This is a genomic window from Rhodococcus sp. IEGM 1351, from assembly GCF_030056875.1.
Taxonomy (GTDB): Bacteria; Actinomycetota; Actinomycetes; order Mycobacteriales; family Mycobacteriaceae; genus Rhodococcus_F; species Rhodococcus_F opacus.
Genome location: NZ_JASHKU010000001.1, coordinates 119,409 through 136,997 on the forward strand (window position 1 = coordinate 119,409; position 17,589 = coordinate 136,997).

General features: G+C 67.7%; 9 protein-coding genes and 1 pseudogene. 7 read left to right on the forward strand and 3 right to left on the reverse strand.

Features of this window, described 5'->3' with window-relative positions; genetic code table 11:
- Window positions 1–116: 116 nt before the first annotated feature.
- From QM806_RS00595 to QM806_RS00620, 5 genes and pseudogenes are all read left to right on the forward strand, one after another.
- Window positions 117–1,643 carry a sugar transferase gene (locus QM806_RS00595; protein WP_283290066.1) on the forward strand — a complete coding sequence of 509 codons (1,527 nt, stop codon included), beginning with the start codon at window positions 117–119 and terminating at the stop codon, window positions 1,641–1,643.
- A gap of 125 nt (window positions 1,644–1,768) precedes the next feature.
- Window positions 1,769–2,722, forward strand: a pseudogene (locus QM806_RS41575) (glycosyl hydrolase); the annotation flags it as partial.
- 119 nt (window positions 2,723–2,841) lie between these two features.
- Entirely contained in the window at window positions 2,842–6,489 is a 3,648-nt protein-coding gene (gene mfd, locus QM806_RS00610) for a transcription-repair coupling factor (RefSeq protein ID WP_054246037.1), read from the forward strand.
- Window positions 6,490–6,493: 4 nt separating this feature from the next.
- On the forward strand, window positions 6,494–7,360 hold the full coding sequence (locus QM806_RS00615) for a nucleoside triphosphate pyrophosphohydrolase (protein ID WP_054246036.1): 867 nt from the start codon (window positions 6,494–6,496) through the stop codon (window positions 7,358–7,360).
- Window positions 7,361–7,728: 368 nt separating this feature from the next.
- Window positions 7,729–11,703, forward strand: coding sequence for a bifunctional diguanylate cyclase/phosphodiesterase (locus QM806_RS00620; RefSeq protein ID WP_283290071.1), 3,975 nt, complete (start codon window positions 7,729–7,731; stop codon window positions 11,701–11,703).
- Window positions 11,704–11,739: 36 nt separating this feature from the next.
- On the opposite strand, the gene efeB is transcribed toward QM806_RS00620, so the two are convergent.
- From efeB to efeU, 3 genes are read right to left on the reverse strand one after another with little or no spacing between them, the layout of a single operon-like run.
- Window positions 11,740–13,020 carry an iron uptake transporter deferrochelatase/peroxidase subunit gene (gene efeB, locus QM806_RS00625; protein ID WP_283290073.1) on the reverse strand — a complete coding sequence of 427 codons (1,281 nt, stop codon included), beginning with the start codon at window positions 13,018–13,020 and terminating at the stop codon, window positions 11,740–11,742.
- A 2-nt stretch (window positions 13,021–13,022) separates the two neighbouring features.
- Window positions 13,023–14,162, reverse strand: coding sequence for an iron uptake system protein EfeO (gene efeO, locus QM806_RS00630; RefSeq protein WP_005572551.1), 1,140 nt, complete (start codon window positions 14,160–14,162; stop codon window positions 13,023–13,025).
- A gap of 16 nt (window positions 14,163–14,178) precedes the next feature.
- Window positions 14,179–15,087, reverse strand: a complete 909-nt coding sequence (gene efeU / locus QM806_RS00635; RefSeq protein ID WP_005572554.1) for an iron uptake transporter permease EfeU — start codon at window positions 15,085–15,087, stop codon at window positions 14,179–14,181.
- Window positions 15,088–15,332: 245 nt separating this feature from the next.
- Here efeU and QM806_RS00640 point away from each other — a divergent pair, with 245 nt between their 5' ends.
- Window positions 15,333–16,103: a lytic transglycosylase domain-containing protein gene (locus QM806_RS00640; protein WP_005255613.1), complete on the forward strand. Its 771-nt coding sequence runs from the start codon at window positions 15,333–15,335 to the stop codon at window positions 16,101–16,103.
- Window positions 16,104–16,299: 196 nt separating this feature from the next.
- Entirely contained in the window at window positions 16,300–17,586 is a 1,287-nt protein-coding gene (eno, locus tag QM806_RS00645; protein WP_005238851.1) for a phosphopyruvate hydratase, read from the forward strand.
- The last annotated feature ends 3 nt before the right edge of the window (window positions 17,587–17,589 follow it).

Below are 17,589 nucleotides of genomic sequence, written 5' to 3' on the forward strand. Positions count from 1 at the left end.
GAGTATGTTTTTAGTAATCAGTTCCGGGGCTCGATCGGATCGACGCCGCGGCGGGTGGGTTCCGAGCATGGGTTTGGCCAATGTGCGAATGTGGAAGCGATGTCGAAGCGCTGAGTGTGTCCGAGAGGACCCAGCTCCTCATTAGATCCGAATGTGCACGTGTCCGAACGGGGGCGGGAGTACCGACGATCCCCGGCCGTGCCGTGCCCGAGCCTCCGCCTCGACGACCGGACTGGGAGCGTTCGTACTTTCGCGCTGCGTTCTGCAGCGATCTCCTCTGCGTCTTGGCTGCGGACCTCTTCGTCACCGTCGCCTATCGCCACCTCTCTCTCGGGTCTCTTGGGGCGTGGCAGGGGGGGCTCGCAGTTGCGGTCGCGGTTCTCGTTCTCTCGATGCTCTCCCTGGCTCTGGCGCATGCATGGGATCCACGCGTTCTCGGCAGCGGTGCCGAGGAAGTGCACAGGGTCGGACGAGCGTATGTCTGGGCCATCGCAGTGATGGCTGTTGCCGGGTATGCCCTCGGCACCTCGAACGGGCACTCGTGGGTGTTCGGCGCTCTTCCGCTCGCGGCCGCACTCTCGGTGCTCGGACGCTATGTGCTGAGGCTGGAACTGCGCAGACGCCGGAGATCGGGGGGCAATCTGCGCTCCGTCCTCGTGGCCGGCGACGTCGCGGAAGTGCTCGAATTGATCAAACGAACGCCTGATATCTCACAGGCCGGGTGGCGCGTCGACGCTGTCTGCCTGGCCGATGTGAGACCGGGTGAAGAGCTTCCGCTTGCAATCGAGGGCATTCCGGTGATCGGGACGGAGAAGGACATCGTCGGAATCGCGAGGCTGCATTCCTTCCAGGCGATTGCGGTTCTCCCCTCGAGCGGCTGGACCCCCACTCGAACCGAGCGGCTCAGCTGGGAACTCGAGGGCACCGGAACCGACCTTCTGATCGCGCCCGTGCTCATGGATGTGGTCGGTCCGCGCCTGCATATAGCGCCTGTCGCGGGAGTTCCGTTGATGCAGTTGAGCGCGCCGACGTATTCGGGCCCGGCATGGGTCATCAAGAATGTTCTCGATCGGATCTTCGCTCTCGTTCTCGTCATCGGCATCGCTCCGGTTCTTCTGATGATCGCCTGTGCAATTCGCGCCAGCAGTCGTGGTCCGGCGTTGTTCAAACAGACCCGCGTGGGGCGGGACGGCGCGCTGTTCACGATGTACAAGTTCCGCAGCATGGTGGTGGGTGCCGAAGGGCGAATCCGTGAGCTCGCGGCGTTCGACGAGGGCGCCGGCGTGATGTTCAAGATTCACGACGATCCCCGGGTCACACGTGTCGGCAAGTTCATTCGCCGCTACTCACTCGACGAGTTGCCGCAGTTGTTCAATGTCGTGACGGGCAGCATGTCCTTGGTGGGCCCACGTCCACCGCTGGAGTGCGAGGTGGCGCGATACGGCGACGATGGTGCGCGGCGTCGGCTGTTCGTCAAACCGGGACTCACGGGTCTGTGGCAGGTGAGTGGCCGGAGCAACCTCAGCTGGGAGGAGTCGGTGCGTGCCGACTTGCATTACGTCGAGAACTGGAGCCCCACGCTGGATTTGCTGATCCTGTGGAAGACGACTCGCGCAGTGCTTCGGCCGAACGGCGCCTACTGAGGGTGCGTCGACTCCGAGTCGGCCATCGGGTCGCGGGGATGTGGAGGGCGGTCGTCCTTTCGGGACTTGTAGTCGGCGTTCCGACAAGACAGCGTTACAGACTCGGGGTATGTTTAGGTCCGGCGCAGGCCGAGCTCGGCAGCCTCGCGGCGGCCGGCCACCATCCATGGTGGAAGGCCGCCGTGCCGCGGGACAACGGGGCGTCCTGGGACTTCGAGGACGTCCGCGATCACTACGTGCGGACGCTGTTCGGCGAGGAACCGTCGACGGTCCGCTGGAGCGACCCCGAGCGGTACCTCGCCCCTCGGTCGGGCCGCCGTCTGCGAGGTGTTCGCGGCGACTCTCGGTTACTGGCGACGGCCCGATTCAGGATGCGACGGCGCCCTGGTGTTCGCGCTCCGCGACCTCGAACCCGGCGCCGGGTGGGGGTTGCTCGACTCCGACGGCAGGTCGAAGGCGTCGTGGTTCGTGATGCGGCGGATGTCGCTGCCGATCGCCGTCCTCCTCGCCGAGGACGGACTGGACGGACTGCGGATCGACGCGGTCAACGACTCCGACAACACGGTCGTGGGGGAGTGACGGGTGCAAGTGCACACCCGCACGGGTGCCCGGGCGTTCGACGTCACCGAACCGGTGACCCTCGCCGGGCACGCGGCCCACCGGTGGTCGCTCGACACGGTGCTCGGGCGTTTCACCGACGCGACACACGTCCACCGCTTCGGCCCCCGCGGCTACGAGAGCGTGACCGTCACCCTGTCGAGCGAGGGCGGTGTCGTCGCCGAGTCCGTGCACCTCGTCGGCGGACCTGCACGGGCCCTCGAACGCACCGTCGGCCTGACGGCGGTGGCGCGGCAGGCGGCGCCTGGAGACTGGGTCGTCGACGTCGGAACCGACGGCGCTGCCCAGTACGTCCACCTCGACCTCCGCGGCTTCGAACCGGCGGACTCCTGGTTCCACCTGCCGCCCGGCGGAGCACGGATCGTGCCGGTGCGCAGGACCGGGACAGCGGACGCGGTGACGGGCACGTGCGGGCGCTGAACTCGGTGGCCGTCGCACCGGTCGTGCAGGTCTGCACCTGATACGGACCCCGGTCCGTCCGTGTGCGATATCGACTAGGCTGGCTCAGTCCGCAACTGGCCGCTCGTCCCGGCCCGAGCTGTTCGCCGGCAGTTCGTCATCACTGCTCAGGAGTGCGTCGTTGTCTTCCCCGCTCATCGCTGCCGAGCCCTCGTCCGACACCCCGCTCGCCGGTCTGGCGAAGATCGCGCTGGGCGACGCCGTCATCGCGCAGGTGACCGAGGCGCTCGGGCGGCATCACCTCGACATCGTCGCGCCCGCACCCGCCCGGCCGTTCGTGGCCGCGGCTCTCGCCGAGCGCACCCATCTGCTGCTGGTCACCGCGACCGGTCGCGAGGCCGACGACCTCACCGCCGAACTGCAGGAGATGATCGGCGACGCCGTGGCGCAGTTCCCGTCGTGGGAGACGCTGCCGCACGAACGGCTGTCGCCGAGCGCCGACACGGTCGGTCGCCGCGTGGAGGTGCTCCGCAGACTCGCGCGCCCGGACGACCGCTCGTACGGGGCCCCGCTCCAGGTCATCGTCACCACCGTCCGTTCGCTGGTGCAACCCATGGCCCCCGGTCTCGGTGAGATCGAACCCGTCACGCTGCGCGTGGGTGTCGAGCACGACTTCGACGGGCTGATCCAGCGGCTCGTCGAAATGGCGTACACGCGCGTCGACATGGTGGGCAAGCGCGGCGAGTTCGCCGTCCGCGGCGGCATCCTGGACCTGTTCTCACCCACCGCGGATCATCCCGTGCGCGTCGAATTCTGGGGCGACGAGGTCACCGAGTTGCGCGCGTTCTCCGTCGCGGATCAGAGGTCGCTGCCCGAACTCGACATCGACGCCGTGATCGCCCCGCCGTGCCGCGAACTGCTGCTCACCGAGGACGTCCGCGACCGCGCCGCGCAGCTCGCGGTCGACAACCAGGCCGACGCCGCGCTAGTCGAGATGCTCGACAAGATGTCGGCCGGCATCCCGGTGGAGGGCATGGAGGCACTGCTGCCCGTACTGCGGCCGGGGCAACTCCAGTTGCTCACCGACGTGCTGCCCGAGAGCGCACACGTGCTGCTGTGCGATCCGGAGAAGATCCGGACGCGCGCCACCGACCTGGTGCGCACCGGTCAGGAGTTCCTCGAGGCGTCGTGGACGGCGGCCTCGATCGGCGGCGCCGTCCCGCTCGACACCTCGGTGCTGAAGGGCGACGGCATCGACCTCGGCGCCTCCGCCTACCGTTCGCTCAGCCAGGTCCGTGAATCCGCGGAGACCACGGGTCTGCCGTGGTGGACGCTGAGCCCGCTCGCGTCCGGCAACGGCGAGGAACTGGAGCTGGCGGTCACGCCGGCACCGCAGATCCGCGGTTCCGACGACCTGCTGTCGGAACTGTTCGTGAGCCTGCGCGCCCACGTCACCACCGGCGGGCGGGCCGTCCTCGTGGTCGCGGGCGCCGGCACAGCGCATCGCGTGCTCGAGCGTCTGCGCGAGGCCGAGGTACCCGCGGCGGAACTCGCGCCCGGTACCGAGCCCCCGCGGGGCCAGGTCGGGGTGCTGCGCGGTTCGCTCCACGACGGCCTGGTCTTCCCCGGCGACGCCTCCACCGCCGGACTCGTCATCGTCACGGAGGCCGATCTCACCGGCAACCGGGTGGCCGCGGTCGGCGACGGCAAGAGGCTGCCGGCGAAGCGCCGCAACCAGGTAGACCCGCTCGCTCTGACCGCCGGGGACATGGTGGTGCACGACCAGCACGGCATCGGACGATTCGTCGAGATGGTCGAACGCACCATCGGCGGCGCGCGGCGCGAGTACCTCGTGATCGAGTACGCCGCCAGCAAGCGCGGACACCCGGGCGACCGTCTGTTCGTTCCCATGGAGTCGCTCGACCAGCTGTCGCGGTACGTCGGCGGCGAGCTGCCCGCGCTGAGCAAGCTCGGCGGTTCCGACTGGGCCAACACCAAACGCAAGGCGCGCAAGGCGGTTCGTGAGATCGCCGGTGAACTCGTCCAGCTGTACGCGGCGCGGCAGGCCGCACCCGGTCATGCGTTCGGCCCGGACACCCCGTGGCAGAAGGAGATGGAGGACGCCTTCGCGTTCACCGAGACCCACGACCAGCTGACGGTCATCAGCGAGGTCAAGGCCGACATGGAGAAGGCGGTCCCGATGGACCGCGTCGTCATCGGCGACGTCGGCTACGGCAAGACCGAGATCGCGGTGCGCGCGGCATTCAAGGCCGTGCAGGACGGCAAGCAGGTGGCGGTCCTGGTGCCGACGACGCTGCTCGCTCAGCAGCACCTGCAGACGTTCACCGAGCGCATGGCGGCGTTCCCGGTGACGGTGCGCGGGCTCTCCCGCTTCACGGATGCGGGGGACTCCAAGGAGATCATCGCCGGCATGGCGGACGGCGAGATCGACGTCGTCGTCGGCACGCACCGGTTGCTGCAGACCGGGATCCGGTGGAAGGACCTGGGCCTCGTCATCGTCGACGAGGAACAGCGCTTCGGTGTGGAACACAAGGAGCACATCAAGGCGCTGCGCACCCACGTGGACGTTCTCACGATGTCGGCCACGCCGATCCCGCGAACGCTGGAGATGAGCATGGCGGGCATCCGCGAGATGTCCACGATCCTCACGCCGCCGGAGGAGCGGCACCCCATCCTCACCTATGTCGGCGCGTACGCCGACAAGCAGGTGGCCGCGGCCATCCGACGGGAACTGCTCCGCGACGGGCAGGTGTTCTACGTCCACAACCGGGTCAGCTCGATCGACAAGTCGGCCCAGCGGATCCGCGACCTCGTCCCCGAGGCGCGGGTCGTGGTGGCGCACGGGCAGATGAACGAGGACACGCTCGAGCGGACCGTGCAGGGCTTCTGGGAACGTGACTACGACGTGCTGGTGTGCACCACCATCATCGAGACGGGTCTCGACATCTCCAACGCCAACACGCTCATCGTCGAACGCGCCGATTCCCTCGGCCTGTCGCAGCTGCACCAGTTGCGCGGTCGCGTCGGGCGTAGCCGGGAACGCGGCTACGCGTACTTCCTGTACCCGCCGGAGAAGCCGCTCACGGAGACGGCCTACGACCGCCTCGCGACCATTTCGCAGAACTCCGACCTCGGTGCCGGCATGGCGGTCGCGATGAAGGACCTCGAGATCCGCGGCGCCGGAAACGTGCTGGGCGCCGAGCAGTCCGGTCACGTCGCGGGTGTCGGGTTCGACCTGTACGTGCGGCTGGTGGGGGAAGCGGTCGAGGCGTTCCGGGCGGCCGCCGACGGCAAGCCGATCACGACGGAGGACGCTCCGAAGGAGGTCCGTATCGACCTGCCCGTCGACGCGCACATCCCTCCCGATTACGTCACCAGCGACCGTCTCCGGCTCGAGGGGTACCGCAAGCTCGCGGCGGCCACCGAACTCGACGGCATCACGGCCGTGGTCGACGAACTCGTCGACCGGTACGGACCGCTCCCCGAGGAGGTCCGCCGACTGGTTTCGGTGGCCAAGCTGCGCCTGCTGGCCCGCGAGTACGGACTCGAGGAAATCGCCGTGGTCGGGACGCAGCTGAAGATCGCGCCGATGGCCCTGCCCGACTCGAAGCAGTTGCGTCTCAAGCGGATCTACCCGAGCGCGCAGTACCGTGCCACCACCGGGATGGTGCAGCTGCCGCTGCCCCGGGCAGGGTCGGGCGGAATAGGCGCGGAGCGGGTGCGGGACGTGGAGTTGCTGCAGTACATTGCCGATTTCGTGCTCGCGCTGGACGGCAAGGCTGCCGGGTCCGTGGTGATGGAGGCCTGACCCGATGACGGTGGTCCTGCTCGATCCGTTGCGGCCCACGACGCTCCCGATGCAGGCCGTCGGGGTGGTCGGTGACGGAGTGGAGTTCACCGACGAGGTACCCGAAGCCGTGCGGACGTTGCTGACCGAAGCACCTGGGGCCGCCGTCCTGGTCAGTACCGATCCCGACCACCCCACCGTGCGCGAGTGGGTGGCGTCGGGGTCCCGGGTCATCGCGGCACCGAAGGTCCCGGGCGACAACCTCGTCGAGGCCGCCGAGGTGATGGATCGACTGTGGAGTTACGGCGGCTGGGAAGTGACGCAGACGCACCGCACCCTGTCGCACTACCTCGTCGAGGAGACGTACGAGGTGCTCGACGCGATCGAGTCGTCCGAACCCGGCGATCTCCGGGAAGAACTCGGAGACCTGCTGCTGCAGGTCCTGTTCCATTCGCGCATCGCGTCGGCGTCGGGCAATTTCGACGTGGACGACGTAGCCGCGACCCTGGTGGCCAAGCTCGTGCACCGCAGTCCCCACCTCGGGGAAGACGTCGTCGGGCCGATCGACATCGCGGAGCAGGAACGGGCATGGGAGATCCGGAAGGCGGCGGAGAAGGCGCGGAGTTCCTGCCTCGACGGCGTCGCGATGAGCCAGCCCGCAGCGTCCCTCGCGGCGAAGGTGATCGCCCGCGCGCGCAAGGCCGGCCTGCCGTCCGAACTCGTGCCCGACGAGCTCGAGTCCGGTCTGGTAGCTGAGGCAGAGGCCGAGACGAGACTCCGGGCGGCGACGCACGCGTTCATCACCCGGATCCGGGTAGCCGAGAACGCGGCGCGTGCACAGGGGAAGGCCTCCCTCGGAGCGGCGGACTGGGCGGGTCACTGGCCGTCGTGAGGGCGGCCGTTCCACGCAACCTCGAGAGAGGTTTACCTGCCGCTGCGGCCACCCATTCGCCGCTCACGAGCACTACCGCGAGGGCACGTCCTGTGCACTGTGCGACTGTCCGCGGTTTCGGCGGCCGCTTGCTCGGTTGATCCGGAAGCTCGTCGGCCGCTGACCGCGATCCGCGCACGGTAGCGGTGCGGATCGGGCAAGCGATGTCGAACGTTCGTGCTTGCCTGTCTGCCTTACGGTGACGACGGAAACATACCATGGGTATCATTCTGCACTGTATTTCAGTATGTACGTCGTGCAAAGATGGACGTCTGGATACTTTGAATTCAAGAATTCACTGACAGCAGGCGGCAGTTCGGGTGGTGACGATGGGACATCGGACAGCCGAGCGGGTGGGGACGTCGTCGAGCGCCGAGGCCGTGTGGAGAGGCGGTCTGTGTGCGATCGCCGTCGCATTCATCGTCCCATCGCTGCTGTTCGCGATGGGTTGGTGGTCGGGATGGGATGGAGCGTTCACGACGATCGCGATTGCCGACGTGAGTTTGCTGGTGTTCGCCGTGCTCGCCACCGCGTGTGCCGCCTGGGCTGCCTGGGTAGGGCGGGGCATGGTGCGCCACAGCTGGTCGGCGTTGGCAGGTGGGCTGGCGGCCTGGTCGGTCGGTCAAGCCATCTGGTGCTACTACGTGGTGAACGAGGGAAGTGATCAGATACCGTTCCCCTCCGCGGCGGCTGCGGCGTATCTGTTGTTTCCGGTCGGCGCATGCGCGGCGTTGTTGCTGTTCCCGGCCGGTGACAGCGGACAGTCCCGTACCCGGCTGATTCTGGACGGAATCATCGTGGCCGGTTCACTGTTCGTGGTGTCGTGGGTGAGCGTGCTCGGCAGCGTGTACCACGCGGGGAGCGACACACCGGCAAGCCTCGTGTCGTCCCTCGCCTATCCTGTCGCGGACCTGGTGATTGCGACGATGGCGATTGTGGTGCTGACCCGAGCGCGGGTTGGGCAACGCCTGACCCTGGGATTGCTGTGCATCGGGATCATCCTGATGGCATTGTCTGCCAGCGCAGTCTCCTACCTGACCGCGCTGGGCACCTATCGCAACGGCGGTGTAACCGACCTGGGCTGGGTGGCCGCCTTCGTCGCGATCGGGCTGGCGGCGCTGTCGAGCACCCGCGCACCGTCACCCGAACCGGCTCCGGTGCAGATTCCGTCCCGGGCACGGTTGTGGTTGCCGTACGTTCCGTTGTTGCTGGCCGTTGCCGTCGGCCTGCAGCGGGAGCTGCCCGGGCTGGGTTCCGGCCCGATTCCCGCTGCGATCATGGTCCTGGTGTCGGCCTTGCTGGCACGGCAGTTCATCGTGTTGGCCGAGAACCGGCGGTTGTTGCTCACCGTGGCCCGACAGGCCTTTCGCGACCGACTGACCGGACTGGCGAACCGTGCGTTGTTTCTCGACCGTCTCGACCAGGCAGTGCAGCGACAACGGCGGGAACGGTCACCGATCGTGGTGTTGTGTGTGGACCTCGATGATTTCAAGACAGTCAACGACAGCCTCGGCCATCCCGCAGGGGACGAGCTGTTGATCCGCGTTGCCGAACGGCTCACCGGGTGCGTGCGGAGCACCGACACCGTAGCCCGGCTCGGAGGTGACGAGTTCGCGGCCCTGGTCGAAGGGAGCGTCGAGGATGCCCTGTCTGCTGCGGATCGGGTGCTGGAGGCCTTCATCCCGCCGTTCGTCATCGACGGTGTCGCGCTCTCCATCCGTCCCAGTATCGGGCTGACCATTGCCGCATCCGAGGTCCCCGACGCGACGACCGAGAGCCTGCTCAAACAGGCAGATTTGGCAATGTACGCGGCCAAACGCGGCGGCGGTGGCTGCCTTCGCAGTTTCATGCCGAATGCGGCCGGCTTCGACGAGTTCGACGGGCGGCCCTGTGTCGACCATCCCACCTCCCGCACCGTCGATACCGGGCCGGGGGAGATCGAGAACCTGCCTCGAGCCGCGGAACCCGTAACAGAGCAGCCTCTCTCGGGCCGGCGTGCCGCAACTGGAATGACGTCGGCACACAGCCGAACACGGCCGTTTCGGACGGGCTGGGTGTCGCCACCAGGTCGGTCACGGCGCGGTGTGATGGCGGTGCTCGGGATTCTGCTGATCGGTGCGGTCTCGTACGCGATCTCGATCGCGGTGGGTGATCGGGCTGGCTGGATCGTGCTGCGCGAGGCGCTCTACGACGGATTGACGCTCTCGGTCGCCTTCGTGGTCGCCGCTCGCGCGTGGTGGGTGCCGGCCGAGCGCCAGGCGTGGTGGCTGATCGCGCTGGGGCTGACGAGCTGGTGCGTGGGCGATGTCGTGGCGATGTCGTGGGTGCCCGAGGGCCAGTCCCCATCCGTGGCCGATCCGCTGAAGTTGGCGTTCTACCCACTCGTCTATACCGGGCTGGTGTTGCTCCTCCGTGCGCGAGCGCGGCGACTACCGGCGGAGATCTGGTTGGATGCCGTCACCGCCGGGTTGACGCTCGCGGCTCTGGCGGCGGCCCTCGCATTCGGTCCGATCGAGTCGGTGGCGAGCGGGTCACCCGCAGCGGTGATCGTCGGGCTGGCGTACCCGGTGGGAGACGTGCTGCTCCTCGCGCTTGCGGTCGGGGCGCTCGCGGTGCTGGGTTGGCGTGCCGAGCAGCGGTGGGTGCTGCTGGTTGCGGGGTTCATGCTGTTTGCGGTGGCCGACACCTTTTACCTGTTCCGCAGTGCTGACGGCTACGTCGAGGGCACGTGGATCGATGCGCTCCCGCACGTCGCGGTGCTGCTGGTGGCCTTGGCCAGTTGGCGGGCCCCCGGCCGGCGGCGATCCAATCAGCTTCCCGGACTGGCTATCTGGGTCCCCCCACTGGTGTGCACCGCTGCGTCGGTGGGCCTGCTGGTGCTCGACCACGATGCGCGGCTGTCGCGGCTCGCGGTGGTTCTCGCCGCGCTCACCCTGGTCGCGGTCGCGGCCCGATTCGCGGTGACGTTCCGTGAAGTGGTCGTCCTGGCCGACAGCCACCGCGAGGCGAGGACCGACGACCTCACGAACCTGGCAAACCGGCGGGCGATCACGGCCGCGTTGACGGCCGAATACTTCGACCATGTGGCGCAGCCGGTCGGGCAACCCCACCGCCCGGGTCCGGGCTTGCTGCTGATGGATCTGGACCGGTTCAAGGAGATCAATGATTCTTTCGGACGGTACGTGGGCGATCAATTGCTGCGCCAGGTCGCGGACCGGCTGGCGCGGTCGGTGCGACCGGGTGATCTGCCGGCCCGGATCGGCGGAGACGCGTTCGCGGTCCTACTCCCGTCCGGGATCGACCTTACGGAAGCCCGTGCGCTGGCTGGTCGTCTCCTCGAAGCGTTGCGCGAGCCGTTCCACCTCGATGAGATCACCGTTCACGTCGAGGCGAGCATCGGAATCGCCCTCTGCCCGCAACATTGCGCCAACCCCCAGGACTTGCTTCAGCGCGCCGGAGTGGCGATGTATCGGGCCAAGTGCGGCCGTCGCGCGCTCGAGGTGTACGACGCTGCCGAGTACCAACGCAGCATCGAGGAGAGGCAGTCCGTCGAGGAGTTGCGCACAGCGATCGCCGGCGACGAGCTCACGTGCTATTACCAACCGAAGGTCAGCGCGTGCGACGGGCAGGTGCACAGCGTCGAGGCTCTCGTTCGATGGGAACACCCTCGCCACGGCCTACTCCTGCCCGATCAATTCCTTCCTCATGCCGAACAGTCGGGCCTGATGCGGCCACTGACAACGAGAGTCCTGGAGCTTGCTCTGGGTCAAGCGCGCACCTGGCTCGATCGCGGGGTATCGCTGACCGTCGCGGTGAACCTTTCGGTCACGAATCTGCTCGACGCAGACCTGGTTGCCGAGATCGACCGGCTCTTGAAGGACTTTCGACTACCCGCCGACGCACTCATTCTCGAGATCACCGAAAGTGTCCTGATGACCGACTACATGCGCGCCAGAAGGGTGGTCGAGGCGCTGCAGGGTCTCGGAATCGGATTGTCGATCGACGACTACGGCACCGGGTGGTCCTCCCTTGCCTATCTGCAGGACCTTGCCGTCGATGAGCTGAAACTCGACCGGGTCTTCGTCGCCCGCCTCGCCAGCGACCCTCGATCCGTCGCGATTGTGCGATCGACCGTGGAGCTCGCACACAGCCTGGGCGCGTCTCTGGTCGCCGAAGGTGTCGAAGACGAGGAAACCCTGAGGGCCCTGCGTCGATACGGCTGCGACGTCACCCAGGGGCATTACCACGGCCGCCCGCTGCCTCCCGACCAGCTCGACCTTCGGTTGCTCGGCCGGCACCGTTGATGCGGTACGACTGCCCGGTGCGTTGATCGGGAGGCTCTACGTGAACAGGCCCTGACCCCAGTACTGCCCCTCGGCGAGGCCGGGCGGGCAGGCGAAGAGGGCGGAACCGACGTGCTGGATGTACTCGTTCATCGCGTCGTTCCTGGACAGGTTGAGCTGCATCGGCACGAACTGTTCCTGTGGGTTGCGGCAGTAGGCGATGAAGAAGAGTCCGGCGTCGAGGTGGCCGAAACCGTCGGAGCCGTCGGTGAAGTTGTATCCACGACGCAGGATCTGGATGCCGCCGAGTTCCTGAGCGGATGCCAGTCGCACGTGCGCGTCGACGTCGATGACGGGGTCGTGACCCTTCTTGGAATCGAAGTCGAGTTCGTCGAATTCCGCCTTGCCGCTCAGCGGGGCGCCGGTGCCCTTGGACCGTCCGATCACGCGTTCCTGCTCGCCGAGCACGGTGCGATCCCACTGCTCGATGAGCATGCGGATCCGCCGCGCCACGAGGTACGCGCCGCCGCCCATCCACGCCTGGTCGTCGTCGGACGCCACCCACACGTGCTGGTCGAGGACGCCGGGTTCCTCGGCCTTGATGTTGTTCGTTCCGTCCTTGAACCCGAACAGGTTTCGCGGCGTGTCCTGGGTGGTCGACGTCGACGAGGTGCGGCCGAACCCCAGCTGCGACCACCGGACGGAGGCCGTCCCGAACGCGACGCGCGCCAGGTTGCGGATGGCGTGCACGGCCACCTGCGGGTCGTTGGCACACGCCTGGATCGCGATGTCGCCGCCGCTGCGCGCCGGATCCAGGTTGTCCGCCCGGAAGTGCGGAAGGTCGACGAGCGCGGCAGGCTTCTTGGACGCGAAGCCGAACCGGTCGTCGAACAGTGAGGGTCCGAACCCGATGGTGAGCGTCAGCTGGGACGCCGGCAGGCCGAGCGCCTCCCCGGTGTCGCTGGGCGGAACGTAGGCTCCGTCGCCGATGGCACCGTCCGGGGTGGCCTCCTCGCCCGCGGTCATCCGCTCGGCCATCACGGTCCACTTCTTCAGCAGTGCTTCGAGTTCCTCACGGGACTTCGTGGTGACGTCGAACGCCACGAAGTGCATCCGGTCCTGCGCGGGCGTCACGATGCCCGCCTGGTGTTCGCCCCGGAAGGCGACGACGTCGCCGTGCGAGAACGGTGGTACGGCGGCGGTGGCGCGCCCGACCAGTGCACCGGCGCCGGCGAGGGCGGCTCCCGCCCCGACGGCGCCGAACAGACGTCGTCGGGACATTCCCCTGCGCTCGTCCACCGAGGTGGTCGTGTCGGGTGTTCCGGTCGGATCAGTCATGATCATGCGCCTGCTACCACGCCCTGAACCTGGCTGACCTCGGCCGAGAGGGCGTCGATCTTGCGCGACAGTTCCTGGCGCTGTTGTTCGTCGACAGTGTCGTAGAAGACGAACCCGTCACCCTGGCGGTATTGAGCGAGTTCGGCATCGAGGTCCGCGAAACGCTGGGTGATGTTCGCGGCCAGTTCGGGATTGCGTTCGTCGATGATCGGCTGCAGTGCGGCGACCGCGGCCTGCGAGCCGTCGACGTTGGCCTGGAAGTCCCACAGGTCGGTGTGCGAGAAGATGTCTTCCTCACCGGTGATCTTCGACGTCGAGATCTCGTCGAGCAGTCCCTGCGCGTCGCCGGCGATCTTGGTGGGATCGATCGTGTAGTCCTCGGCGTTCACCTGGTCGGCGAGGTACTGGACGTCGACGACGAGTTGGTCGGCGATCGCGTTGGTGTCGGGCTGGGGACCGGTGACCCACAGATCCTTCTCGAGCCGGTGGAAGCCCGTCCATTCCTGCCCGGGTTCGAGGTCGGCCTCCCGCAGGTCGAGCTTGGGGTCGAGTTCGCCGAAGCTCTCCGCCTCGGGCTCGATGCGCTCGTAGTAGGTGCGGGAGACGGGGAAGAGTGCCTTGGCCTGATCGATGTTGCCGGCCTTGACGGCGTCGACGAACTGCTGCGTGGTGTCCTGCAGGGCCACGACCTGACTGCGGATGTAGCGGCGGTAGCCGTCGGCGGCCTCGGCGAGCTGTCCGCTCTCCTCGGAGGCGCTCATCGAGTCTCCGGTGACGGTGAACTCCTGGCGGATGCCGTCGCCGACCATGCCGGGCTTGCATGCGAGCTGGTAGGTGCCGGCGTCGGGCAGCGACACGATGAGCTGGCGGGTGAGGCCGGGACCGATGTTCTCGACCTCGCCCATCGCCCGGTCGCCCTCGGCGAATACGTAGAACTCGGTGACCTTGGTGCCGTTGTTCGTGACCTGGAACGTGCTGTTCCCGGTGGTCCCGGAGTCGGCGCTGACGTCACACGTGTCGTCGCTCGCGGTAACGGTGATGTCGTCGGTGCTTGCGGTCGACTTCTCCGTGCAGCCGGCGAGCGCCAGCGGCAGTACGGCGACCGAGGCGAGGGCGAAGGTGGTTCGGCGCTTGGTCTTCATGGGCGGAAGGTGCCTTTCATGAAACGGTCTCGTCGGGGGTGGGGGAAGCGGTGCGCTCGGGTGCCGCGGGGGCCGGTGTGGGTGCGGAGACGGGCCGGAGGAACAGGAACAGGACCACGACGACGTACACGACCCAGGCGACGGCCTGCAGGACCGTCGGGTCGGGCCGGAAGTTGAAGATGCCTGCCAGGACGGTGCCGTACCAGCTGGACGCGTCGTAGCCGTCCGAGATGTCGAAGGCGAGTGCCGAGCCGCCGGGCAGGACTCCGCCGATCTGCAGGGCATGGATGCCGTACCCGAGGATTCCGGCGGCGACGATGATCAGGAAGATGCCGGTGTATTTGAAGAATTTCGCGAAGTCGAGCCGGACGGCGCCGAAGTACAGCAGGACCGTGAGGGCCGCGGCGGCGACGATACCGAGCAGGAGGCCGACTAGGGGCCAGGCGCTACCCGCTGTGTTCTCGGCGTACCCGACCATCAGGAGCGCCGTCTCGACGCCTTCCCGGCCGACGGCGAAGAACGCGAGGGTGAGCACCGCGATGGGCCCCGCGACCAATGCTTTCTCCATGCCCGCCTTGAGGTCGTGGGAGATGGTCCGCGCGGCCTTGCGCATCCACAGCACCATGACGGTGACGATCGCGACCGCGACGAGGGACGCGACGCCGGCGATGACCTCCGCGGTGAGTCCGGTGACGGTGGACGTTCCATAGTGGATGACGAGAAAGATCGCGGCCACCATCGCGACGGCGACGCCGACGCCGAGCCAGACCCACTTGAGTGCGTCCTTGCGCTCCGCTTTCACGAGGAATGCGGCAAGGATCATGACGACGATGCCAGCCTCGAGGCCCTCGCGCAGACCGATCAAACCACTGCCGAACAGCTGTGTGGCGATCGACGGCGCGGTCCCTGCGGCGAGGACTGACATGCACACTCCTGGGCGAGACGGGGTCGAGTCGAGTGGTCCGCAAGGTTGGGTAGGCAAACTTGCGGTAGGCAAGGCGAACCTTAGCCCTGAAGAAAAACATACACCGCGCCTACTTATCCGAAGAAGCCCTCACCAGCACTTTTACAACCCTTTACCTTTGGTGTGGTGCCTCGTCGCGGCCCGGCGCCGTGCGGGGGCCGTCCCGCGTGGCTGGGATCGACCAGTTTCGTGTGGATGATGGAGACGTGAACCGATATCCCGCGCGGCCGAAACGTCGTTCCCGATGGCCCGGACCGCTGTTCGCTCTTCTCGCGGCGACGGTGGTCGTGGTTCTCGCCTACGGCGCGTGCTCGCGGGAGCAGCAACCGAGGATCGCGATTCCGGAAGGCATCCCACCCGGGCCCGGCGCGGCGACCCCGCCGATCGACATCAACGCACCCGGGCGTTCGGCGGATCAGCTGCACGGATGGTCTGCCGGGCTGGCCGACTCGGTCGGCGTCGGGAGTACCGCGCTCGAGGCGTACGGCTACGCGGCGACGGTGATGGCCGAGACGAAGCCGGAATGCGGAATCGGGTGGACCACCCTCGCCGGAATCGCGAGTGTGGAGAGCCGGCACGGCACCCACGCCGGTTCGGCGGTCGGGCCCACCGGTCAGGTGACGCCCGAGATCCGGGGTATCCCCCTCGACGGGGGGCCTGGTGTCGCCGAAATCCCCGACACCGACGGCGGGGCGATGGACGGTGACCCCGTGCACGACCGCGCGATGGGTCCCCTGCAGTTCATTCCCGAGACGTGGAAGCGGTGGGGAGTCGACGCGAACGGTGACGGCGTGGCCGACGCCGACAACATCGACGACGCGGCGCTGACCGCCGCCCGCTACCTGTGCGAGCGTGGCGGCGACCTCACCGCGGCGGAGGGCTGGCAGTCGGCGCTGATGGCCTACAACCTGTCGGGGGAGTACCTCACGCTGGTGCGCGACCGGGCGTCCGCCTACTCGGTCGGGGTTCGCCCGTAATCCTTCCACCACCCCTTTGTGACGTGATCGGCGCCACATCGATGGATGTCGTGCGGGCGGCTCGCCGTCCGCGGGGCGCGCCATCCCGCGCCGGTTTCGGTGTGCCGTTACGCTGTGTGCTGGCACGATCTGGTGTCCCTGGCACGATCGGACCGGTCGATGCACAGTGCGAAGCCCATATAAGGAGAATCAGCAAGTGTCCATCATTGAGCAGGTCGGAGCCCGTGAGATCCTCGATTCCCGTGGTAACCCCACGGTGGAGGTCGAGGTGCTGCTCGACGACGGAAGTTTCGCTCGCGCCGCGGTCCCGTCAGGTGCATCGACCGGTGAGCACGAGGCCGTCGAATTGCGTGACGGCGGCGACCGGTATGGCGGCAAGGGTGTCGAGAAGGCCGTCGAGGCCGTCCTGAGCGAGATCGCTCCGGCCATCATCGGGATCGACGCCACCGAGCAGCGGACCGTCGACCAGGCCCTGCTGGACGCCGACGGCACCCCGGACAAGTCGCGTCTGGGCGCCAACGCGCTCCTGGGTGCGTCGCTGGCGGTGGCCCGCGCGGCCGCCGAGTCGTCGGGTCTGGATCTCTTCCGTTACGTCGGTGGCCCCAACGCCCACGTCCTTCCCGTTCCGATGATGAACATCCTCAACGGAGGTGCGCACGCCGACACCGGTGTCGACGTCCAGGAGTTCATGGTCGCCCCGATCGGTGCCGCCACGTTCAAGGAGTCGCTGCGCTGGGGCGCCGAGGTGTACCACGCCCTCAAGTCGGTGCTCAAGGAGAAGGGCCTGGCCACCGGTCTCGGTGACGAGGGCGGCTTCGCCCCCGACGTCGCGGGCACCAAGGAAGCACTGGACCTGATCAGCGTCGCCATCGGCAAGACGGGCCTGGTCCTGGGCACCGACGTGGCACTCGCACTCGACGTCGCCGCCACCGAGTTCTACACCGACGGCACCGGCTACAAGTTCGAGGGCAGCAACCGGACCGCGGCCGAGATGTCGGCGTTCTACGCCGAGCTCGTCGATGCCTACCCGATCGTGTCCATCGAGGACCCGCTGGACGAGGACGACTGGGACGGCTGGGTCGCCCTGACCGATCAGATCGGCAACAAGGTGCAGCTCGTCGGTGACGACCTGTTCGTCACCAACCCGGAGCGTCTGGAAGAGGGCATCGTCAAGGGTGCCGCGAACGCTTTGCTGGTGAAGGTCAACCAGATCGGCACGCTGACCGAGACCCTCGACGCCGTCGACCTCGCGCACCGCAACGGCTACAAGACGATGATGAGCCACCGGTCCGGTGAGACCGAGGACACCACCATCGCCGACCTCGCGGTCGCCGTGGGCAGCGGTCAGATCAAGACCGGTGCCCCCGCACGCAGTGAGCGCGTCGCCAAGTACAACCAGCTGCTGCGCATCGAGGAGAACCTGGGCGACGCCGCCCGCTACGCCGGCGAGGTCGCGTTCCCGCGGTTCGCGTTCGAAGGCTGACGT